General features: G+C 64.5%; 18 protein-coding genes and 2 tRNA genes. 8 read left to right on the top strand and 12 right to left on the bottom strand.

All coding sequences use genetic code 11. From position 1 onward, the window contains the following. Window positions 1-57 precede the first annotated feature (57 nt). Both AC1DN2_RS13625 and AC1DN2_RS13620 read left to right on the top strand, forming a co-directional pair. On the top strand, window positions 58-1,056 hold the full coding sequence (locus tag AC1DN2_RS13625; RefSeq protein WP_476850710.1) for a hypothetical protein: 999 nt from the start codon (window positions 58-60) through the stop codon (window positions 1,054-1,056). 188 nt (window positions 1,057-1,244) lie between these two features. Then, entirely contained in the window at window positions 1,245-2,117 is an 873-nt protein-coding gene (locus tag AC1DN2_RS13620; protein WP_476850709.1) for a glycosyltransferase family 2 protein, read from the top strand. Between the two features lie 54 nt (window positions 2,118-2,171). Here the strand turns inward: AC1DN2_RS13620 and AC1DN2_RS13615 are convergent, their stop codons facing one another. After that, on the bottom strand, window positions 2,172-3,101 hold the full coding sequence (locus AC1DN2_RS13615) for a DMT family transporter (protein ID WP_476850708.1): 930 nt from the start codon (window positions 3,099-3,101) through the stop codon (window positions 2,172-2,174). A gap of 131 nt (window positions 3,102-3,232) precedes the next feature. Here AC1DN2_RS13615 and AC1DN2_RS13610 point away from each other — a divergent pair, with 131 nt between their 5' ends. Continuing rightward, on the top strand, window positions 3,233-3,601 hold the full coding sequence (locus tag AC1DN2_RS13610) for a cupin domain-containing protein (protein ID WP_028275348.1): 369 nt from the start codon (window positions 3,233-3,235) through the stop codon (window positions 3,599-3,601). A 58-nt stretch (window positions 3,602-3,659) separates the two neighbouring features. Here the strand turns inward: AC1DN2_RS13610 and AC1DN2_RS13605 are convergent. The 11 genes from AC1DN2_RS13605 to dnaA form a co-directional block, all read right to left on the bottom strand. Continuing rightward, window positions 3,660-3,735, bottom strand: a tRNA-Ala gene (locus AC1DN2_RS13605). A gap of 72 nt (window positions 3,736-3,807) precedes the next feature. Further along, window positions 3,808-3,924 (bottom strand): DLW-39 family protein, encoded by a 117-nt coding sequence (locus AC1DN2_RS13600; RefSeq protein ID WP_230006372.1) that lies wholly within the window; start codon window positions 3,922-3,924, stop codon window positions 3,808-3,810. A 69-nt stretch (window positions 3,925-3,993) separates the two neighbouring features. Continuing rightward, a tRNA-Ile gene (locus tag AC1DN2_RS13595) sits at window positions 3,994-4,067 on the bottom strand. 98 nt (window positions 4,068-4,165) lie between these two features. Beyond that, entirely contained in the window at window positions 4,166-4,798 is a 633-nt protein-coding gene (locus AC1DN2_RS13590; RefSeq protein WP_243178157.1) for a DUF3566 domain-containing protein, read from the bottom strand. Beyond that, the gene (gyrA, locus tag AC1DN2_RS13585; protein ID WP_476850707.1) at window positions 4,795-7,533 is read right to left on the bottom strand and encodes a DNA gyrase subunit A; all 2,739 of its coding nucleotides are present in this window, start codon (window positions 7,531-7,533) and stop codon (window positions 4,795-4,797) included. The genes AC1DN2_RS13590 and gyrA overlap by 4 nt, the downstream gene beginning before the upstream one ends. A 61-nt stretch (window positions 7,534-7,594) precedes the next feature. Continuing rightward, window positions 7,595-9,694: a DNA topoisomerase (ATP-hydrolyzing) subunit B gene (gene gyrB / locus AC1DN2_RS13580; RefSeq protein WP_374706707.1), complete on the bottom strand. Its 2,100-nt coding sequence runs from the start codon at window positions 9,692-9,694 to the stop codon at window positions 7,595-7,597. A 414-nt stretch (window positions 9,695-10,108) separates the two neighbouring features. Continuing rightward, a complete protein-coding gene (locus AC1DN2_RS13575) occupies window positions 10,109-10,666 on the bottom strand; it encodes a DciA family protein (RefSeq protein WP_223914868.1) in 558 nt (185 codons plus the stop codon). Then, on the bottom strand, window positions 10,663-11,889 hold the full coding sequence (gene recF / locus AC1DN2_RS13570) for a DNA replication/repair protein RecF (RefSeq protein ID WP_476850706.1): 1,227 nt from the start codon (window positions 11,887-11,889) through the stop codon (window positions 10,663-10,665). Before recF ends, AC1DN2_RS13575 begins: the two co-directional genes overlap by 4 nt. Window positions 11,890-11,934: 45 nt before the next feature. After that, entirely contained in the window at window positions 11,935-12,819 is an 885-nt protein-coding gene (gene gnd / locus AC1DN2_RS13565; RefSeq protein WP_223915420.1) for a phosphogluconate dehydrogenase (NAD(+)-dependent, decarboxylating), read from the bottom strand. A gap of 99 nt (window positions 12,820-12,918) precedes the next feature. After that, complete coding sequence (gene dnaN, locus AC1DN2_RS13560; RefSeq protein WP_018775670.1) at window positions 12,919-14,043, bottom strand: DNA polymerase III subunit beta; 1,125 nt, start codon at window positions 14,041-14,043, stop codon at window positions 12,919-12,921. Between the two features lie 585 nt (window positions 14,044-14,628). Further along, window positions 14,629-16,050, bottom strand: coding sequence for a chromosomal replication initiator protein DnaA (dnaA, locus tag AC1DN2_RS13555; protein ID WP_018775671.1), 1,422 nt, complete (start codon window positions 16,048-16,050; stop codon window positions 14,629-14,631). Window positions 16,051-16,513: 463 nt separating this feature from the next. Here dnaA and rpmH point away from each other — a divergent pair, with 463 nt between their 5' ends. From rpmH to AC1DN2_RS13530, 5 genes are read left to right on the top strand one after another with little or no spacing between them, the layout of a single operon-like run. Continuing rightward, entirely contained in the window at window positions 16,514-16,651 is a 138-nt protein-coding gene (gene rpmH / locus AC1DN2_RS13550) for a 50S ribosomal protein L34 (protein WP_003800212.1), read from the top strand. Window positions 16,652-16,692: 41 nt separating this feature from the next. Beyond that, window positions 16,693-17,103, top strand: a complete 411-nt coding sequence (gene rnpA / locus AC1DN2_RS13545; RefSeq protein WP_079552763.1) for a ribonuclease P protein component — start codon at window positions 16,693-16,695, stop codon at window positions 17,101-17,103. Then, window positions 17,096-17,491, top strand: coding sequence for a membrane protein insertion efficiency factor YidD (gene yidD, locus AC1DN2_RS13540; protein ID WP_230009110.1), 396 nt, complete (start codon window positions 17,096-17,098; stop codon window positions 17,489-17,491). The genes rnpA and yidD overlap by 8 nt, the downstream gene beginning before the upstream one ends. 15 nt (window positions 17,492-17,506) lie before the next feature. Next, a complete protein-coding gene (gene yidC / locus AC1DN2_RS13535) occupies window positions 17,507-18,478 on the top strand; it encodes a membrane protein insertase YidC (protein WP_223914872.1) in 972 nt (323 codons plus the stop codon). Continuing rightward, window positions 18,478-19,068 carry a Jag family protein gene (locus tag AC1DN2_RS13530; protein WP_476850705.1) on the top strand — a complete coding sequence of 197 codons (591 nt, stop codon included), beginning with the start codon at window positions 18,478-18,480 and terminating at the stop codon, window positions 19,066-19,068. The genes yidC and AC1DN2_RS13530 overlap by 1 nt, the downstream gene beginning before the upstream one ends. Window positions 19,069-19,075: the final 7 nt, after the last annotated feature.

Raw genomic sequence — 19,075 nt, 5'->3', positions numbered from 1 at the left:
TGCGTTCCTAGACACGTAGGCTAACAGCAGAACCGTCACATTAATCGGGAGGTAGTTGTGAAGAAAACGGATCGTATTGCCCGTGACTTGGAGCAGTCAGTCAGCACCGGAGTAGACAGCGCCAAGGATTGGGCGGCCCCGCGGGTTGAGGCTGCCGTGAACTGGGCTGTTCCCCGCCTGCAGCACGGACTGGACACCGCCTCTCCCAAGATCCAGGAGGGCCTCAAGTCGGCGGCCCACAATCTGGCCGGCGGCGTTGCCACTGTCACTCCCCGCCTTCAGGATGGCCTGGCCCAGCTGGCGCCGAGGATCCACGATGCCGCGGACAGCGCTACCCCGCGCCTGCACGAAGCTGTGGACAAGGCAGCCCCGGTCATCGCCAATGCACGCGACCGGGTTGTTGTCGAGTACCTGCCCAGGCTTTCCGACCAGATCGGGCAGGCTTCCGTGGCCGTCCACCGCACGTTGGAAAACGCCCCGGCCCACGTGGACGCCGTCGCACAGAAGCTTGTTGATTCCGGTGTTGTCACCGGCGTCCAGACGCAGGCCCAGGCCGTCAAGGGACACGCCAAGAAGGCAGGCAAGAACGCCAGCAAGAACATCAAGGCGGCCGCCAATGAGGTCACCAAGACGGCTAATGCCAAGCTCGCCAAGCAGCAGAAGCCCAAGCACCGCGGCCTGCTGATCTTCGGCATCATCGCTGCCGCCGTTGCAGCCGGTGTCGCCGCCTGGCGGGCGTCCAGGCCGGTGGAGGACCCCTGGAAGGTACCGACGCCGGTAAAGCCCGCCCCCACGGCCGCCCCGGCCGGCGAATCGCTGAAGGACGCCGCCGACAAGGCCGGTTCCGCGACTGTAGCGGCAGCGGACTCCGCGGCTGAGGCATCCAAGGAGGCTTCCGATTCCGCAGCCACCGCGGCGGACAAAGCCACGGAAACGGCCAAGGACGCCGCCGGCAACGCCGCTGAGGCCGCCGACAAGGTTGCCACCGACGCCAAAACGGCCGTACGCAACATCGCGCCCAGCCTGAACAACGGCGCAGACAAGCCCGGCAAGTAGAACCTGGCCGGCACAGGCCGGCTGAGTCGAGACCCTGCGCCGGGCAGTCCCGCTGCCGGCAGGTGACCTGCACTCTCCCAAGGAGGGATTCCGCCACGGTGCGGGATCCCTCCTTTTGTTTGACGCGGCCTCCGCAGGCACGTCACGGTCCGGCTTGAAACGCCAGGCTAGATGCTAAATTTGTGGTGATGTCACCCCATAGATCACCCCAGGATGCCTTGCTCCTTGCTCCGCCGCCGGCTGTGTCTATCGTCATCCCGGCGTACAACGAGGAAAGCGTCATCCGGCAGTGTCTGATCGCCGCGGTTTACCAGTCGGTGCCCGCCCACGAAATCATTGTGGTGGACAACCTGTCCAAGGACCGCACGGCGGAAATCGTGCGGCAGATGCAGCTGGAGTATCCGGAGAGCCCGATCATCCTGCTCAGCCAGGACCGCGACCAGGGGCTCATCCCCACACGCAATTTCGGTTTGGACCATGCCACGGGCGATATCCTCGGCCGGATCGACGCCGATTCCGTGCTGGAACCGGACTGGGTGGAGCAGGTGCAGAAAGCCTTCGCCGACGAGTCTGTGCACGCTGCGACCGGTCCGGTGGTCTATTACGACATGCCCATGCGCCGGTTCGGGCTCAAGGCCGACGACAAAATGCGCCAACTGATGCTCAGGCTTGCCAAGCACCAGTATCACTTCCTCTTCGGGTCCAACATGGCAATGCGCCGCTCGGCCTGGGAGACCATCCGCACAGAAGCCTGCCGCGACGAGCGGGACGAGATGCACGAGGACATCGATCTGTCGCTGCACCTGGCCGACCACGAGCTCCGGATCCAGTACTGGCCGCAGATGATCTCGGGCATGTCGGCCCGGCGGCTGGAGGACTCGCCGCGGGATTACCGCTACTACGTGACGCGCTTTGACCGCACCTACAAGGCCCACAACGTCAAGAAGATGGCACTGAAGGCGCCCATGGTGGTCTTCTTCTCGGTCTACTTCCCGGCGAAACTGCTCCGTGCCATCCACACGGTCAACGTTCCCCAGCCGGCCCGCCGCGGCGGCCACTAGCGGCCAATGACGGCGGCCACGCGGCCACCGGGAGATGCGGCCGCCGGGAGCGGCCTAGTCGGTGCCGAGCTCCGCCAGCCGCTCTTCACCGGCTCCCTCGCCCGTTCTCCGGGCGGAGCGTGAGCCTCGCTGCCCCAGGACCACGACGGCGAGCCCCACCAGGATCATCGCCAGCCCCGCGTAGGTTCCGGCCGGCAGCGTCTCGTCCAGGAAGGCTGCGGCCAGGAGCGCCGCTCCGGGGATTTCCAGCAGGATGATCATGGACACCAGCAGCGGGCTCATGGTCGCCAGCAGATAGTTGAACGCGGTGTGCCCCACCAGCTGTGCGCACACGGTAATGGCGAGGATCCCCAGCCAGCCGGTGGCTTCGAACCCTGCCAGCGGCTGTCCAGCCAACAGCGCCATCCCCGCCACAATCGCGGCGCACATGCCGTAGCACAGGGTCGTATAGACGCCGGTGCCCATGCTCTGCCGCGCCTTGCCTCCGGCGAGCGTGTAGATGCCCGCCAGGGCGCCGCCGGCGACGGCCAGGAGATCGCCCACAAGCGCCTCGGGCGAGGAACCCATATCAAAACCGGTGATTGTCACGACACCGCCGAAGGCGAGCCCCAGCCCTACCAGGACCGGCCAGCGGAACCGGACTCCCCGGAAGAGTTGGAAGATCGCGATCCAGCCTGACTGAAGGCACACCAGCGCCGTCGCCGCCGCGACCGACGTCAGCTGCAGGGAGGTAATGAAGCACGCGAAGTGCAGGGCCAGGGCCACCGCCGCGGCGAGCGACCAGCGGAACTCGGCTCCGGTCACCTTTCCGAACTGACGGGGGTTGCGGACCACAACCGGACCGGCCATCACGACTGCTCCAATGGCGTTGCGCCAGAAAGCGATGGCGAGGGCACTGACCGACGTGGCGCCCAGCGTGGCGGCAATGAGGGGCCCCGACGAGGCCACGCCCAGCACGCCTACGGCCGCAAGTAAGAAGTTCACGCTCCAACACTAATGGGACGGACAGCAGGGGCCCTTACGGCCGCTGCTCCTTGACGGGTGCATACCGCGGTGCCAACCTTAAGGCGCGGTCTCACGTACCGGTCTCGCCATCATCGAAGAAGGAGACCATCATGGCGTCAATGATCCGCAAGAGCCTGGACAATCCCGAAGAGACGCGCCCCGTTGCCGAGGGCATGGGTCAGGTGGATCTCGTCAACCTCGAGGCCGGCCCGGTTGGACGGGCCACCTTCCTTCCGGGCTGGAAATGGTCAGACCACGTCAAGCCGATCGCCAAAACTGACAGCTGCATGGCCAGCCATACCGGCTACACGATTTCCGGCCGCATCAAGGTCGTCATGGACGACGGCGAAGAACTCGAATTCGGGCCCGGCGACTTCGGTGTGATTCCGCCGGGCCACGACGCCTGGGTCCTCGGCGACGAGCCCTACGTGTATATCGACTGGCAAGGGATGGCGGACTACGCCAAGCCGAAGGAGTGAGTGGGGAAGGCATGAAAAAAGCCCCGGACAGCGTTTCCGCTGTCCGGGGCTTTTCCTATGGTGGAGGCACGGGGACTCGAACCCCGAACCCCCTGCTTGCAAAGCAGGTGCGCTACCAATTGCGCCATGCCCCCATAAGAAGCAACCAGACAATCATACCCTAGGTCCGGAGAGCCGGTTTCCAGCTTCCATCCCCAGATTCCGGGCTAGTCAACCGTATCGGTTGAATTGCTCCAGACCACTTTCCGGGCTTCGGATTCCTGCACTTTCCTGTAGAGGAGGACGCCTGCGACCGTGGCTGCGATAACCAGCAACTTCTTCACATGCACCCCGTTCCGGTTCTGTCATGGACGAACCTTCACTAACCTCTGCCAGAACCAGTACAGGTTCCGTGGGCGTACCAGGACTTGAACCTGGGACCTCTTCGTTATCAGCGAAGCGCTCTAACCGCCTGAGCTATACGCCCCGATGCCTCATCGGGCCGAGATATGACTGTACAGCACATCCCGGCCCGATCTCAAATCGAGGCCTTTTTCCGCGGGAATCCGCGGAAAAGTACGGGAATTAGTCGTCCGTGAGGGTCACGCCGATGCCGCCGACGAGCGTCGCGGCAATGTTGTAGAGCACCGCCGAAAGCATCGACAACGCCGTCAGCAGCACCACATTGATCACGGCGATGATGGTGGCGAATGACGCCACCTGGCCCAGGGATGCCACCTTCTTCAATTCGAAGCCGCCGCCTTCAGAGCCCGCGAGGGTCCCGAGCAGGCTGTCCACCTGGTCAAAGATCCCGGTCAGGTCCAGGACGGTCCAGAGCACGATCGCCGCCACGACGGTGACGATTCCCAGCGCTACGGAGAGCAGGAAGGCCATTTTCAGCACGGACCAGGGGTCCACCTTGCTGACCAGCAGCCGGGCACGGCGCACCTTGGCCTTGGGAGCGGGCTTGATCAGCCCGGCAGTGCCTTGCCCGCCGGACTGGGCGGGGCGCTGCCCCGGGACGGCTGGGCGCTGGCCGGGGACCGTGGGGCGCTGGCCGGGTGCGGCGGGCCGCTGGCCCGTTCCCGTGGCTGCGCCGGACACGCCGGGGCGCTGCTGCGGACGCGAGGGGGCGCCTACGCGCGGTGCGGCGGCGGGCTGCCGCACTCCGCTCGGCACGCCGCTGCTCGGCTTGGGATATGAGTCGGAATTACTCACTCGTTACCTCCGGTATTGTCTTCGTCCAGCTCGGCATTGCCTGATGACTCATCTGACTCCGGGGCCGGTACTGATTCTGCCGCTGCGGACTCCTCATGCAGTCCGCCATCTTCAGCCAACGTTACGTCATCGGGCGTGGATGCCCGATTTTCGGTCACGTCTGCGGTATTTTCGCCGGTGTCTTCACCGGCATCTTGACCTTCGGCCGGTTCCTCGACTTCGAGCCCGCGTTCGCTGTTGCGCGCGACGGCGATGATGCGGTCGTTCTTGTCCGGCTTGGCAAAGATCACGCCCATGGTGTCGCGGCCCTTGGCCGGCACGCCGCTGACCGACGAGCGGACCACCTTGCCGCCTTCCATGACCACCAGGACTTCGTCTTCCTCGTTGACAATGAGGGCCCCGACGAGGTGGCCGCGTTCTTCCTGGTACTTGCCCACCTTGATGCCAAGGCCGCCGCGGCCCTGGAGGCGGTATTCCTCCACAGCGGTCCGCTTGGCGAAGCCGCCTTCGGTGACAATGAAGACAAACGAACCGTCCTGCACAACGTCGGCCGCCAGCAGTTCGTCGTCCTCGCGGAACTTCATGCCGGTCACGCCCGAGGTGGCACGGCCCATCGGGCGCAGCGCATCGTCCGTCGCGGTGAAGCGGACGGACTGGCCCTTGCGGGAGACCAGCATGAGGTCATCGGTCTCGGACACCAGCTGGGCCGAGACAAGCTCATCGCCGTCGCGCAGGTTGATGGCGATGACGCCGGCGGACCGGTTGGTGTCGTAGTCCTCCAGACGGGTCTTTTTGACGAGGCCGCGTTTGGTGGCGAGCACCAGGTACGGGGCGTGCTGGTAGTCGCGCAGGTCCAGCACCTGGGCGATGTGCTCGTCCGGCTGGAACGCCATCAGGTTTGCCACGTGCTGGCCCTTGGCGTCGCGGCCGGCTTCCACGAGCTCGTACGCCTTGGCGCGGTAGACCCGGCCCAGGTTGGTGAAGAAGAGCAGCCAGTGGTGGGTGGTGGTGACGAAGAAGTGTTCGACGACGTCGTCGCCGCGCAGCTGCGCGCCCTTGATGCCCTTGCCACCGCGCTGCTGCGAGCGGTAGTTGTCGCTGCGGGTGCGCTTGACGTAGCCGCCGCGGGTAATGGTGACGACCATTTCCTCCTCGGGGATCAGATCCTCGATGGACATGTCGCCGTCGTAGCCCAGCAGGACCTTGGTGCGGCGGTCATCGCCGTGCTTGGCCACGATCTCCGAGAGTTCGGTGCTGATGATCTCGCGCTGGCGCTCCTCCGAGGCCAGGATCGAGTTGTATTCGACGATCAGGGCCTCAAGTTCGGCGTGCTTGTCCTGGATCTTCTGGCGCTCCAAGGCGGCGAGCCGGCGCAGCTGCATGTCCAGGATGGCCCGGGCCTGCACCTCGTCGATGTCCAGCAGCTCCATCAGCCCGTCGCGGGCCGCTTCGGTGGTGGTGGACGCACGGATCAGGGCAATGACCTCATCGAGCGCATCCAGCGCCTTGAGAAGGGCCCGCAGGATGTGCGCTTCCTCCTCCGCCTTCCGCAGCCGGTACCGGGTGCGGCGGGCAATGACGTCCATCTGGTGCGTGACCCAGTGCCGGATGAAGGCATCGAGGCTGAGCGTGCGCGGCACGCCGTCGACGATCGCGAGCATGTTGGCGGCGAAGTTGTCCTGCAGCTGGGTGTGCTTGTAGAGGTTGTTCAGCACCACCTTGGCCACGGCGTCGCGCTTGAGCACGATCACCAGTCGCTGGCCGGTGCGGCCCGAGGTCTCGTCGCGGAGGTCGGCGATGCCGGAGATCTTGCCGTCCTTGACGAGTTCGGCGATCTTGATGGCCAGGTTGTCCGGGTTGGCCTGGTACGGCAGCTCGGTGACCACCAGGCACGTGCGGCCCTGGAGTTCCTCGACGTTGACCACGGCGCGCATCGTGATGGAGCCGCGGCCCGTGCGGTAGGCGTCCTCGATGCCCTTGTGGCCCAGGATCGTGGCGCCGGTCGGGAAGTCCGGTCCCTTGACGCGCTGGATCAGCTCTTCGAGCAGCTCTTCGCGGCTGGCGGTCGGGTTGGCCAAGTACCACTGCACACCGTCGGCGACCTCACGGAGGTTGTGCGGCGGGATGTTGGTGGCCATGCCGACGGCGATGCCCGAGGAACCGTTCACCAGCAGGTTCGGGAACCGGGCCGGCAGGATGGTCGGCTCCTGGTTCTTGCCGTCGTAGTTGTCCTGGAAGTCGACGGTTTCCTCGTCGATGTCCCGGACCATCTCCATGGCCAGCGGCGCCATCTTGGTTTCGGTGTACCGCGGGGCGGCCGCGCCGTCGTTGCCGGGCGAGCCGAAGTTGCCCTGGCCCAGTGCCAGCGGGTAGCGCATGGTCCAGTCCTGGATCAGGCGGACCAGGGCGTCGTAGATCGCGGTGTCGCCGTGCGGGTGGTACTGGCCCATGACCTCGCCCACCACGCGGGCACACTTGTTGAAGGAGCGTTCCGGGCGGTAGCCGCCGTCGAACATCGCATAGAGCACGCGGCGGTGGACGGGCTTGAGACCGTCGCGGACATCCGGCAGGGCACGGCCCACGATCACAGCCATGGCGTAGTCGAGGTAGGAGCGCTGCATTTCGGTCTGCAGGTCCACCTGCTCGACGCGGTCGGTCAGTACGTCGCCATCGAGGATGGCGCCTTCAAGGACGGGCTCGGAGCCGGCCGGCACCTCTGGTGTTTCGTCACTCATAGTCTATATTTTCCGTTTCAGGTATATATCAGTCCGGGCATATTCGGGGCTTGACTGCCCTCTAGATGTCCAGGAACCGAACGTCCTTGGCGTTCTGCTGAATGAAGTTTCGGCGCGATTCAACGTCCTCGCCCATCAGGACCGAGAAGATCTGGTCCGCCGCCAGGGCATCGTCCATCGTCACCTGCAGCAGGGTCCGGTGGTCCGGGTCCATGGTGGTGTCCCACAGTTCCGTGTAGTCCATTTCACCGAGGCCCTTGTAGCGCTGGATGCCGTTGTCCTTGGGGATGCGGCGGCCGGCGGCCTGGCCCGAGAGCAGCTTCGCGTCGCGTTCACGGTCGCTGTAGACGTAGTCGTGCGGGGCATTGGACCACTTGATCCGGTACAGCGGCGGCTGCGCGAGGTAGACGTAGCCGTTTTCGATCAGCGGGCGCATGTAGCGGAACAGCAGCGTCATCAGCAGCGTCGTGATGTGCTGGCCGTCGACGTCGGCATCGGCCATGAGCACGATCTTGTGATAGCGCAGCTTGGCGATGTCGAAGTCCTCGCCAATGCCGGTGCCGAATGCCGTGATCATGGACTGGACCTCGGCATTGCCGAGCGCCTTGTCCAGCCGGGCACGCTCGACGTTCAGGATCTTGCCGCGCAGCGGCAGGATGGCCTGGGTCTCCGGGTTGCGGCCGCGCTTGGCGGAACCGCCGGCCGAGTCACCCTCCACGATGTAGACCTCGCACCTCTCCGGGTTCTTCGAGGAGCAGTCGGACAGCTTGCCGGGCATGCCGAAGGATTCCAGCGGGCTCTTGCGGCGGGCGTTGTCCCGGGCCTTCCGGGCGGCCATGCGCGCCTGGGCTGCGGAGATCGCCTTGCGGATGACGTCCCGGGCGGGACCGGGGTTGCGCTCGAGCCAGTCGCCCAGGCCGTCCGTGACAACGCGCTGGACAAAGCCCTTGACCTCGGAGTTGCCGAGCTTGGTCTTGGTCTGGCCCTCGAACTGCGGTTCGGAGAGCTTCACGGAAATGACTGCCGTCAGGCCCTCGCGGATGTCGTCCCCGGTGAGGTTGTCTTCCTTTTCCTTGATGATGTTCTTCTCCCGCGCATAGCGGTTGATGAGTGAAGTCATCGCGGCGCGGAAACCCTCTTCGTGGGTGCCGCCCTCATGCGTGTTGATCGTGTTGGCGTAGGTGTGGACGCTTTCGGAGTACGCGTTGGTCCACTGCATCGCCATTTCCAGGGCAATGTGCCGTTCCGTGTCCTCGGTTTCGAAGGCGATGACGTCCTCGTGGACCACATCAACCTTCTTGCCGGAGTTAAGGTGCTTGACGTAGTCCAGCAGGCCGTCGTCGTACTGGTAGACCACGGTGTGGAATTCCGCGGCGATCTCACCTTCGGTGGGGACGGTGTCCAGGTCCAGGTCGTCGTCCTCGGACGATTCCTCCGGAGCGCGGCGCTCGTCCGTCAACGTGATGCGCAGGCCCTTGTTGAGGAATGCCATCTGCTGGAAGCGGGCCCGCAGTGTTTCGAAGTCGAAGTCGGTGCTCTCGAAGATGCTGGCATCGGGGTAGAACGTCTGGGTGGTGCCGGTCTCGGTGGTTTCCTCGCCCTCGACCAGGCCGCCTTGCGGCTTGCCGCCGTCAGCGAAAGACATCCGCCAGACGTGTCCCTGGCGGCGGACCTCGGTGTCGACCCGGCTGGAGAGTGCGTTGACCACCGAAATGCCGACGCCGTGCAGGCCGCCGGAGACAGCATATCCGCCGCCGCCGAACTTGCCGCCGGCGTGCAGGATCGTCATGACGACTTCCACGGTGGGCTTGTGCTCGGTGGGGTGCATGTCCACGGGGATGCCGCGGCCGTTGTCGACCACCTTGACCCCGCCGTCGGCCTGCAGCACGATTTCGATGTGCGTGCAGTAGCCGGCCAGGGCCTCGTCCACCGAGTTGTCCACCACTTCATAGACCAGGTGGTGCAGGCCGCGGGGGCCGGTGGAGCCGATGTACATGCCGGGACGTTTCCGGACAGCTTCCAGGCCTTCAAGTACGGTGATGTCGCTGGCGCCGTATTCGCGCGATGTCGCGGTCCCCGACGGCGCCGCCACCGCAGCCTCTTGTTCCACCGCTTCCGCTACGTCTTCCACTGCCGGGATCTCTGCATTGTCGTTAGCCACAGGCGCTTTCGACTCCTCTATGTTCGTTGAAGGCCGGCGGTTGCCCCTTCCGTGGAAAAGGCTCCTGCCAACAGGCACGTCACTGACGACGCCGGGTGTTTCCGCTGACTTGGGGATCCCGTCCGCCGCACGCTGAAATTGCGTCGGAAACGGACTCAGTCAACGCTTCACCGGCGCCCAGTTATCTACACCGATTCTATCGTGTTATAGGGGCCAAACTTGCATTCCAGGGCGCCAAACGGGCGGGAAAGTGCCGCTGGGAGGGCGCTGGCTCCCCCTGCAAGGCTTTCGGGGTCCAGCCCTAGGGTTCCTATACGACTCCGGGAGGTTCAAGCGCCCTACACGCCGCTTGCGGATTTTTCAAGGGTTTTTGCAAGAAGTGCTTCAGATCCGGTGCCCGCCATTGGGCCGGGGCTATCCGTACGTGTCGCGGGGACCCCGGCCGTTGACCGTCCGGAGGCCCTTGCGCCAGCTCGGGGCGGCGGGTCCGAGCACCTGGATGCTGGTGACGACGCCATCGCCAAGCTCGGTCCGGAATTTTTCCAGCAGGCTGCTGCTGAGCAGCCGCAGCTGGGTTGCCCAAGCCGTGGAATCGGTCCGCACATGCAAGGTGGTGTCGGTAAAACTCTCGGGAGTGCAGTGCGCCGAGATCTCCGGGCCCACCAGCACGGCCCACTGCGCCATGACGGACCCGACGGCCACCGGCGAGCTCCAGCCGCGTTCGGCCACGAGGCGTCCCACGACTTTTCCGAGGCCCAACGGATCCCTGCCGGTACCGTGGAATTGGGAGAACCCTCGGGTTCCAGCGCTGCGGGCAGGCTTTTGGGTACTGCCGGGCCGCGGCGGCGCCTTTCGGCGGATTTCGCCCCGGGCCGCGGCGGCGTCGCGCATCCGGTTCAATGCGGCCTGCGCGGCATCGATATCGTCGGGGTCACGGCCGGGCTGCAGGCCGCCGTCGGTATCCTTATTCATCGATTTTCCTGCTCATCGATTCCTCCCGGGATGACCTTCACCCGCCGTCCGGTCAGCTCTGCCGGGATATCGTCCTCGACGGCGGCAGTGACCAGCACTTGCTCGGCGCCGGATACTATTGCCGCCAGTTTACGCCGCCGCTGGACGTCGAGTTCGGCAAAGACATCGTCCAGAATCAGGATCGGGGGCGAGCCGCCCGTGCGGGCATCGTCGAGCATGACGTAGTAGGAGGCCAGGCGCAGGGACAGGCACATGGACCAGGTTTCCCCGTGGGAGGCGTAGCCCTTGGCCGGCGCCGATCCAAGCACGAGCTCAAGTTCGTCGCGGTGTGGCCCGACCAGCGAAATTCCCCGTTCCAGTTCCTTGCGCCGGGCTGCGGCGAAGGCCTGGATGTAGCGGTCGGTGAGCTGCTCGACGGAGAGCAGGCGCAGGTCTTCCGCCGGCGCGGCCTCATCGGCTGCGGTTCCGTCCGCAGGCCTGGAATCCGCTGGTCCTGAGGTGGCGCCGTCGTCGTCCAGGCTGTCCTGCAGCGTGGAACGGTACACCGCAGTGGCCTCCTTGGAGCCGTCGGTCAGCTGCGCGTAGGCATTTTTCAGGTGCGGTTGCAGCCGGTCCACCAGCTCCAGGCGCGCGTGCAGCAGCTCAGCCCCGGCCCGGGCCATGTGCTGGTCCCAGACATCGAGCGTTGCCTCGTGGCCGGTGCTGAATTTTCCGGCGCGGGCCGACTTGAGCAGCGCGTTGCGCTGCTTCAGGACCCGGTCATAGTCGCTCCTGGTCGCGGCGTGGCGCGGCATGAGGCTGACCAGGAGCTCGTCCAGAAACCGGCGGCGGCTGGACGGATCGCCCTTGACCAGCGCCAGGTCCTCTGGCGCGAAGAGCACCGTCTGGCAGATCCCGAGCAGGTCCCTGGCACGGACCGGATTGCTCCGGTTGATTCGGCCGCGGTTGGCCCGGCCCGCGTTGATTTCCAGCTCCAGCACGGTGGACTGCTCGCCACGGACCAGCTTGGCCCGGATCATGGCCCGCTCGGCACCGAACCGCAACAGCGGCGCGTCCGTGCTGACCCGGTGCGAGTTGAGCGTGGCCAGATACCCGATCGCTTCCATCAGATTGGTCTTGCCGATGCCGTTGGAACCCACCAGCACGGTGACTCCGGGCTCAAGGCTGAGATCGACCTGGGCGTAGCTGCGGAAATCGGTGAGCGAGAGCTTTTCTAGGTACACGCGGGATTCAGGACTTCACAGGCAGGATCAAGTGGCCGGGCAGGATTATTTGGCCGGCCGGGTCGCGTGGCCGCCGAACTGGTGGCGCAGCGCCGAGACCATCTTCATGGCCGGCGAATTGTCCTCGCGGGAGGAGAACCTGGCGAACAGCGCAGCCGTGATCGCCGGGGCCGGCACCGCGTTGGCAATGGCCTCCTCGACGGTCCAGCGGCCTTCGCCCGAATCCTCGACGTAGTCGGAGATCGATTCCAGTCCGGGATCCTCGTCAAGGGCCTTGACCATGAGGTCCAGGAGCCAGGAGCGGACAACCGTTCCCTTCTGCCAGGCCCGGAATGTCCCGGGAAGATCGGCGACGATCTCCTTGGCGGCCAGGAGCTCGTACCCCTCGGCGTAAGCCTGCATCAGGCCATATTCGATCCCGTTGTGGACCATTTTGGCGTAGTGGCCGGCGCCGACGCCGCCGACGTGCACAAAGCTGTCGGCCCGCTCACCTGCGGGACGAAGCGCATCGAAGACGGGGAGTGCCCGTTCGATGTCCGCGGCATCGCCGCCCGCCATCAGGCCGTAACCGTTCTGGAGGCCCCAGACCCCGCCGGACACGCCGCAGTCCGCAAAGCGGATTCCCTTTTCGGCCAGCGCGGCACCGTGCTTCTGGTCTTCCGTGAAGCGGGAGTTGCCGCCGTCGATCACGAGGTCACCGGCGTCGAGCTTAGTGCCCAGTTCGGTGATCACGGCGTCGGTAATCTCGCCCGAGGGGACCATGACCCAGATCAGGCGCGGCGCCGGGACGGCGGCGATGAGTTCGTCCAGGGTGGCGACGTCGGCAACGTCGGGGTTGCGGTCAAACCCGGTGACCTCGATCCCGCCGTTGCGAAGCCGTTCACGCATGTTGAAGCCCATTTTTCCAAGGCCGATTAGTCCGATGTGCACGGGGATGAACTCTTTTCTGCGCTGGGGTGCTTCGTTGGAGACGGCCGTGATGGCCCGCAGGTGCCGTGCTCCGGAGGTCCGGGGCACGGCAATGACGGGCTAGTTGGGCAGCCGGACGGGCATGACGAGGTAGCGGTAGTCGCCCTGGTCCTCGCCCTCGGCGTCCTGCTGGGCAGTGATCATGGCCGGCTTGGGTGCGGTGGTGAAGGAGAACCGCACAAACTTGGTTTCGATGACGCTGAGGCCCTCGATCAGGTAGTGCGGGTTGAAGGCCACGGTGATGTCTTCACCGGACAGCTGGGCTTCGAGCTCTTCGGAGGCCTGGGCGTCCTCGCCGGTGCCGGCGTCCAGGTGCAGCTGGCCCTGGGTGAACGCGAGCCGGACAGGCGTGTTGCGTTCGGCCACGAGCGAGACGCGGCGCACGGCTTCGACCAGTTCCTGGGTCTGCACGGTGGCGTGGATGGGGGTCGAATCCGGGAAGAGCGAACGGATCTTCGGGTAGTCGCCGTCGACCAGGAGTGAAGTGGTGGTCCTGCCGCCGCTCTCGAAGCCGATCAGCCGGCTGTCGTCGTCGGCGAGGGCGATGTTGATATCGCCGCTGCTGCCCAGGGTTTTCGCCACTTCGTTGAGGGTCTTGGCCTTGACCAGGGCGCTCGTGGAGATGCCCGGCGTCGCAGGCTTCCAGGGGACTTCCCGCATGGCCAGGCGGTAGCGGTCGGTGGCCAGGAGGGTGATGAGGTCGTCCTCGATTTCCATCCGCACGCCGGTCAGGATCGGCAGGGTGTCGTCCTTGCTGGCCGCGATGATCACCTGGGATACGGCTTGGGCGAACGAATCGCCGGGCACGGTGCCGCTGATCGTCGGCAGGGCCGGCAGCGGCGGGTATTCAGCCTCGGGCATCGTGGCCAGGTGGAAGCTGCTTCGGCGGCAGGTGAGCGTCACTTTGTTGCCGTCGGTTTCGACCTCGACGGGGGCGGACGGCAGGCTGCGGCAGATGTCCGCGAGCAGGCGGCCCGATACCAGGATAGTGCCCTCGGCGCTGATGTCAGCGGGGATTTCGAGCCTCGCGGAGGTCTCGTAGTCGAAGCTCGACAGGCTAACGGTACCGGCTTCAGCTTTCAGGAGCAGGCCCGAAAGTACGGGAACGGGCGGCCGCGGAGACAACGACCGGGCGGTCCATGTCACGGCTTCTGCCAGGACGTCCCGTTCGACTCTGAACTTCACGGAAGGGTGCCGCCTTTCATTGCTGCTGTTAGTGCTGAAAATCGCTGAAACTGCTCGAGCTGCGGCGGACGTCGGCAGGGACGCCGAATTCCGTCAACAAGGGAATCGTCCGCCCACCCGGGCCCCATGGCCCGGTAGGAACCACAAAAGATGTCCGGGACGGACGCACTGCAGACAGCTTAGCCCCAAGGTGAGCGTTTCTCCCATCCCCGGGTTACATCGGTGTTGTTCGCGGGGCCGGTCTCCTGCGCCGGTCCGGAACGGGCCTGGGCGCTGCTCGGAGGTGGGAAGGAGATTGTTGTTTGAGGGAATTTCATTTTCTTGGGATTAGTAGTGTTAATAACTGCTGTGGAAACTGTGGATAACTCGATCCTGCCGTGCGAATCCGCGGTTAAGCCCTGTTCATGGACTGTGGGCGGAGCAGGTTTTAAACAGGGTGTGGATGGGGACAAGATTTTTGGCCGACTGGCCAATCCACAGGTGCCTTAAGGGTTTTAAGCCCATTAACCGCGGTTGTCCCCTTAAGTATCCACAGGGTTGTCCACAGGGCCCTGTTAATAAGGTATGAGTGCGCCGGCCGATGGCTCAGGAATTGCGCTGCTGCTGCTTGATCCGGTTGGTCAGCTCGGTCACCTGGTTGTAGATGACCCGACGCTCGGCCATGAGTTCGCGGATCTTGCGGTCGGCGTGGATCACGGTGGTGTGGTCGCGGCCGCCCAGCTCCTGTCCGATCTTGGGCAGGGACATGTCCGTCAGCTCCCGGCACAGGTACATCGCGATCTGCCGGGCGGTCACCAGCGTGCGGGTGCGCGACTTGCTGCAGAGTTCTTCCATGCTGAGCTTGAAGTAGTCGGCTGTCTGGGTGAGGATCTGCGCAGAGGTGATTTCCTGGGCACCGTCGTCGGTGATCAGGTCCTTGAGCACCATCTCGGCCAGGGCCACATCCACCGGCTGCCGGTTCAGGCTGGCGAACGCCGTGACGCGGATGAGGGCTCCCTCAAGTTCGCGGATGTTGCTGGAAATCTTGGAGGCGATGTATTCGAGCGCATCGTCCGGCGCGGAAAGGCCCTCGCTGAGGGCCTTCTTCCGGAGGATCGCAATGCGGGTCTCCAGTTCGGGCGGCTGGATGTCGGTCAGCAGGCCCCATTCGAAGCGCGACTTCATCCGGTCCTCGAAGCCGGCGAGCAGTTTCGGCGGCTGGTCCGAGGTGATGACCACCTGCTTGTTGTTGTTGTGCAGGGCGTTGAACGTGTGGAAGAACTCCTCCAGCGTCCGGTCCTTGCCGGCCAGGAACTGGATGTCGTCGATCAGCAGCACATCCACGTTGCGGTACGTGGTCTTGAAGCTGGTGCCTTCATCGTCGCGGATGGAGTTGATGAAGTCGTTGGTGAATTCCTCGGAATTGACGTAGCGGACCCGGATCCCGCTGTAGAGCCGGCGCGCATAGTGGCCGATCGCGTGAAGCAGGTGGGTCTTGCCGAGTCCGGAGTCCCCGTAGATGAACAGCGGGTTGTAGGCCTTCGCCGGCGCCTCGGCTACTGCCACGGCGGCTGCGTGGGCGAACCGGTTGGAGGAACCGATCACGAAGGTGTCGAAAACGTACTTCGGATTCAGCCGGCCGAATTCATGCGAGGTGCTCGGCAGCATCGGCTGCGGCTTCAACTCCACGGTCGGGTCGGCGGCCAAGGAAAGTTCGACGGCGGGTTCGGGTTCTGTGTGCAGCGGCACCAGATCAGTGTCGACGTCGATCGCGCAGCGGATTTCGTCGGAGAACACGCTGCGGAGCGCGTCGTCGAGGGCTTCCTTGACCTGGGTCTGCAGCACTTCGCGGGTGAGCTCATTCGGAACTGCTACCAGCAGGGTGGAACCGATGAGCCCCTGCGCCTGGGCGAGGATGACGAAGCCGCGCTGCCGGGGAGAGACACGGTGGTCGTTCTCCAGGAGGCTCACTACCCGCCGCCAGGAACTTCCGACAGTGTTGGCTTGGTTGGCTTCGTCTACTGTCATCAATCAGTTCCTCAAACTTGCTGGCCTGCATTACGTGCATCCACGCGGTCCGGAGCTGTCCACCGGCCGGCTCAATCCACAGGGTTATGCACAGTCCGTGGATAAGGGGTTACTGAGACACTGTAGGGGATGAAAACGCCAGAAGATAGCTGGGTTCAGTCCTGTGGATAATTACACCGTTGTGGTTCTGAAATGGGGCGCGTGACGCACTTCATCCACAGGCTGCGGGAGCAGTTAGCCACAGCTGGGGATAGCGTGCGGAGCGGTCCCCGGTTTGACTCGGGAGGTTGGCAAGCCCTAACGTTGTGAAGTCCCATGTGTACGCTTTTCGCCTCATCTGCATCTTTCCTGACGCCCAGCGTCGTGTGAGATACGAGGGAAGCGGCACATACCAAAACTTAGCGTCGGCCAGTTCTTCCCCTTGATCGGGTGGGCGCACCTTTGATCCACTGGAGTAACTAACGTGAGCAAGCGGACTTTTCAGCCGAATAACCGCCGTCGAGCCAAGAAGCACGGCTTCCGCCTTCGTATGCGTACCCGTGCCGGCCGTGCCATCCTGGCAGCCCGTCGTGGCAAGGGCCGCACCGAACTGTCGGCCTAAATAACTGACTCGTCGGTCCATATCCCTGTGCGAGTTGAACGGTGCTAGCCACCAGGAACCGTCTGCGGACATCAACCGATTTTTCAACAACTGTACGTTCCGGTGTCCGCAATGGACGCCGGAACGTAGTGTTATATGCGGCAGCTCTCGCTGCCGATGAACCAAGCCGGATCGGATTCATCGTTTCCAAGAGTGTCGGGAACGCTGTTGTCAGGAACCTCGTTAAGAGGAGACTGAGAGAAGCCGGTGCATTGTCGTTGCAGAAATACGGCAGCGGGTTCGCCATTGTGGTCCGGGCCCTGCCCGCCGCAGCGGGAGCCAGCTGGGACCAGCTGCTTGCCGACTATGACGCCGCTTTGGAGACGACCATGAAAAGGCTGGGCAACCGCCTTTCGCAGGCTGCTTCACCAGGTTCTAACGAGACGACACAGGAAGGGACCCCGCGTGCGTAACTCAACTGCCGCCGTCGTCCCTCCTGCAAGATCCGCAGCAGCATGGTTGGGCCGGGCAGTCTGGAACCTGCCCCGTGATGTCCTCATCCTGTTGCTCCTGGCGTACCGCAAGGTGATCTCACCGCTGTACGGCCAGGTTTGCCGTTTTTTCCCCAGCTGTTCGGCCTATGCCCTTGAAGCGATCACCGTCCACGGCGCGGTGAAAGGAAGCTGGCTCGCTGCGAGGCGCCTGTTGCGCTGCCATCCATGGAATGCCGGTGGTGTGGACCATGTCCCCGCCGGGCATCGGGAATGGCCCGCGGGCCGCACCCCCACAATTGTTGTGCTGAACAATCCGGACATATACCTGGCTGCTCAGCCTGATGGAGAAGGCCGCACTGCGGCCTGACGAATAGGGAATCGTATGGACATCTTTGGAACAATCTTGGCCCCGTTCAAATGGCTGGTCTCAGCCATCATGGTCGGCTTCCATGACGGACTCAGCGCCATTGGCATGCCGGCGGCCAGCGGCTGGACCTGGACCCTGGCCATCATCGGGCTGGTGCTGGTCATCCGCGCCGCCCTGATTCCCGTCTTCGTCAAGCAGATCAAGGCCCAGCGCGGGATGCAGCTCCTGCAGCCGGACCTGAAGAAAATGCAGGACAAGTACAAGGGCAAGACGGACCAGCTCTCCCGCCAGGCCATGGCGCAGGAACAGATGGCGCTGTACAAGAAGCACGGCACCAACCCGTTCTCCGCCTGCCTGCCCATGCTGATCCAGATGCCCTTCTTCTTTGCGCTCTTCCAGGTGCTCTCCGGCATCAGCTCGGCTAAGGCGGGCGGCCAGGGCATCGGCGCCATGAGCCCGGAACAGGTCAAGCAGTTCGACGAATCCACCATCTTCGGTGCCCCGCTCTCCGCCTCCCTGCTCCACGGCGGCGGCGGGAACCAGATGTCGGTGTGGATCCTCTCCATCGTGATGATCCTGGCCATGACGGCCTCGCAGTTCATCACGCAGAAGCAGATCATGGCCAAGAACATGTCCGAAGAGGCCCTGGCCAGCCCGTTCATGCGCCAGCAGAAAATGATGCTCTACATCCTGCCGGTCGTCTTCGGTGTGGGCGGTATTAACTTCCCCATCGGCGTCCTGATCTACTGGACCACCACCAACCTGTGGACCATGGGACAGCAGTTCTTCGTGATCCGCCGGATGCCTACGCCGGGATCGCCGGCGGCCAAGGCTCTCGCCGAGCGCCGGGCAGCCAAGGGCCTGCCCGCCCTGCCCCTTTTGGGCGGCAAGAAGGTCGACGCCGAGGCCGAAGCCTCCGCCGCGGCCGCCGTCGAAGCCAAGACCCAGCGCGTCCAGCCGCAACGCAAGAACAGGAAGAGGAAGTAATGTCCGCCGAGAGCACCGAACACGCTATTTCCGCCGAGTTTGACGACGACCGGGACGACGCCCAGAGCGCGGACGACGACTCGTCACAGGGTGCGGAGACCGGCACCGGCAAGAGTGTTTCCGCCAGCCGCCTCGAAGAAGAAGGCGACGTCGCTGCGGACTACCTCGAGGAACTGCTGGATATCGCGGACATTGATGGCGACATCGACATCGAGGTCCGCAACGGCCGCACCTACATCTCGATCGTCGCCGAAGAGGAAGCCGCCGGGCTGGACAGCCTGGTGGGCCGTGACGGCGAAGTCCTTGAGGCCCTCCAGGAGCTCACGCGGCTCGCGGTCCTCTCCGCGACGGAGAACCGCTCCCGCCTGGTGCTGGATATCAACGGCTACCGTGCCGAGCGCGCCGGCGACCTGCAGAAGATCGCTGAAGACGCCGTCGCCGCTGTGAAGGATTCGGGTGAGGCAGTTGCCCTGGCTCCGATGAGCGCCTACGAACGCAAGATCGTGCATGACGCCGTCGCTGATTTGGGACTCGTGAGCGAGTCCGAAGGCGAAGGCGCCGACCGGCACATCGTTGTCTCCGCAGACTGAACCGTTG

This window comes from Arthrobacter sp. 01L42 (assembly GCF_056400005.1).
Note: the sequence above shows the minus strand (reverse complement) of the source record. Positions and strands in the feature narration are given on the sequence as shown.

Excerpts from the sequence above, each read along its gene's own strand:
- AC1DN2_RS13620 (WP_476850709.1), top strand. The coding sequence starts at position 1,245 with ATGTCACCCCATAGATCACCCCAGGATGCCTTGCTCCTTGCTCCGCCG.
- AC1DN2_RS13530 (WP_476850705.1), top strand. The coding sequence starts at position 18,478 with ATGTCCGCCGAGAGCACCGAACACGCTATTTCCGCCGAGTTTGACGAC.
- AC1DN2_RS13610 (WP_028275348.1), top strand. The coding sequence starts at position 3,233 with ATGGCGTCAATGATCCGCAAGAGCCTGGACAATCCCGAAGAGACGCGC.
- dnaA (WP_018775671.1), bottom strand. The coding sequence starts at position 16,050 with ATGACAGTAGACGAAGCCAACCAAGCCAACACTGTCGGAAGTTCCTGG.
- AC1DN2_RS13575 (WP_223914868.1), bottom strand. The coding sequence starts at position 10,666 with ATGAATAAGGATACCGACGGCGGCCTGCAGCCCGGCCGTGACCCCGAC.
- yidC (WP_223914872.1), top strand. The coding sequence starts at position 17,507 with ATGGACATCTTTGGAACAATCTTGGCCCCGTTCAAATGGCTGGTCTCA.
- gyrA (WP_476850707.1), bottom strand. The coding sequence starts at position 7,533 with ATGAGTGACGAAACACCAGAGGTGCCGGCCGGCTCCGAGCCCGTCCTT.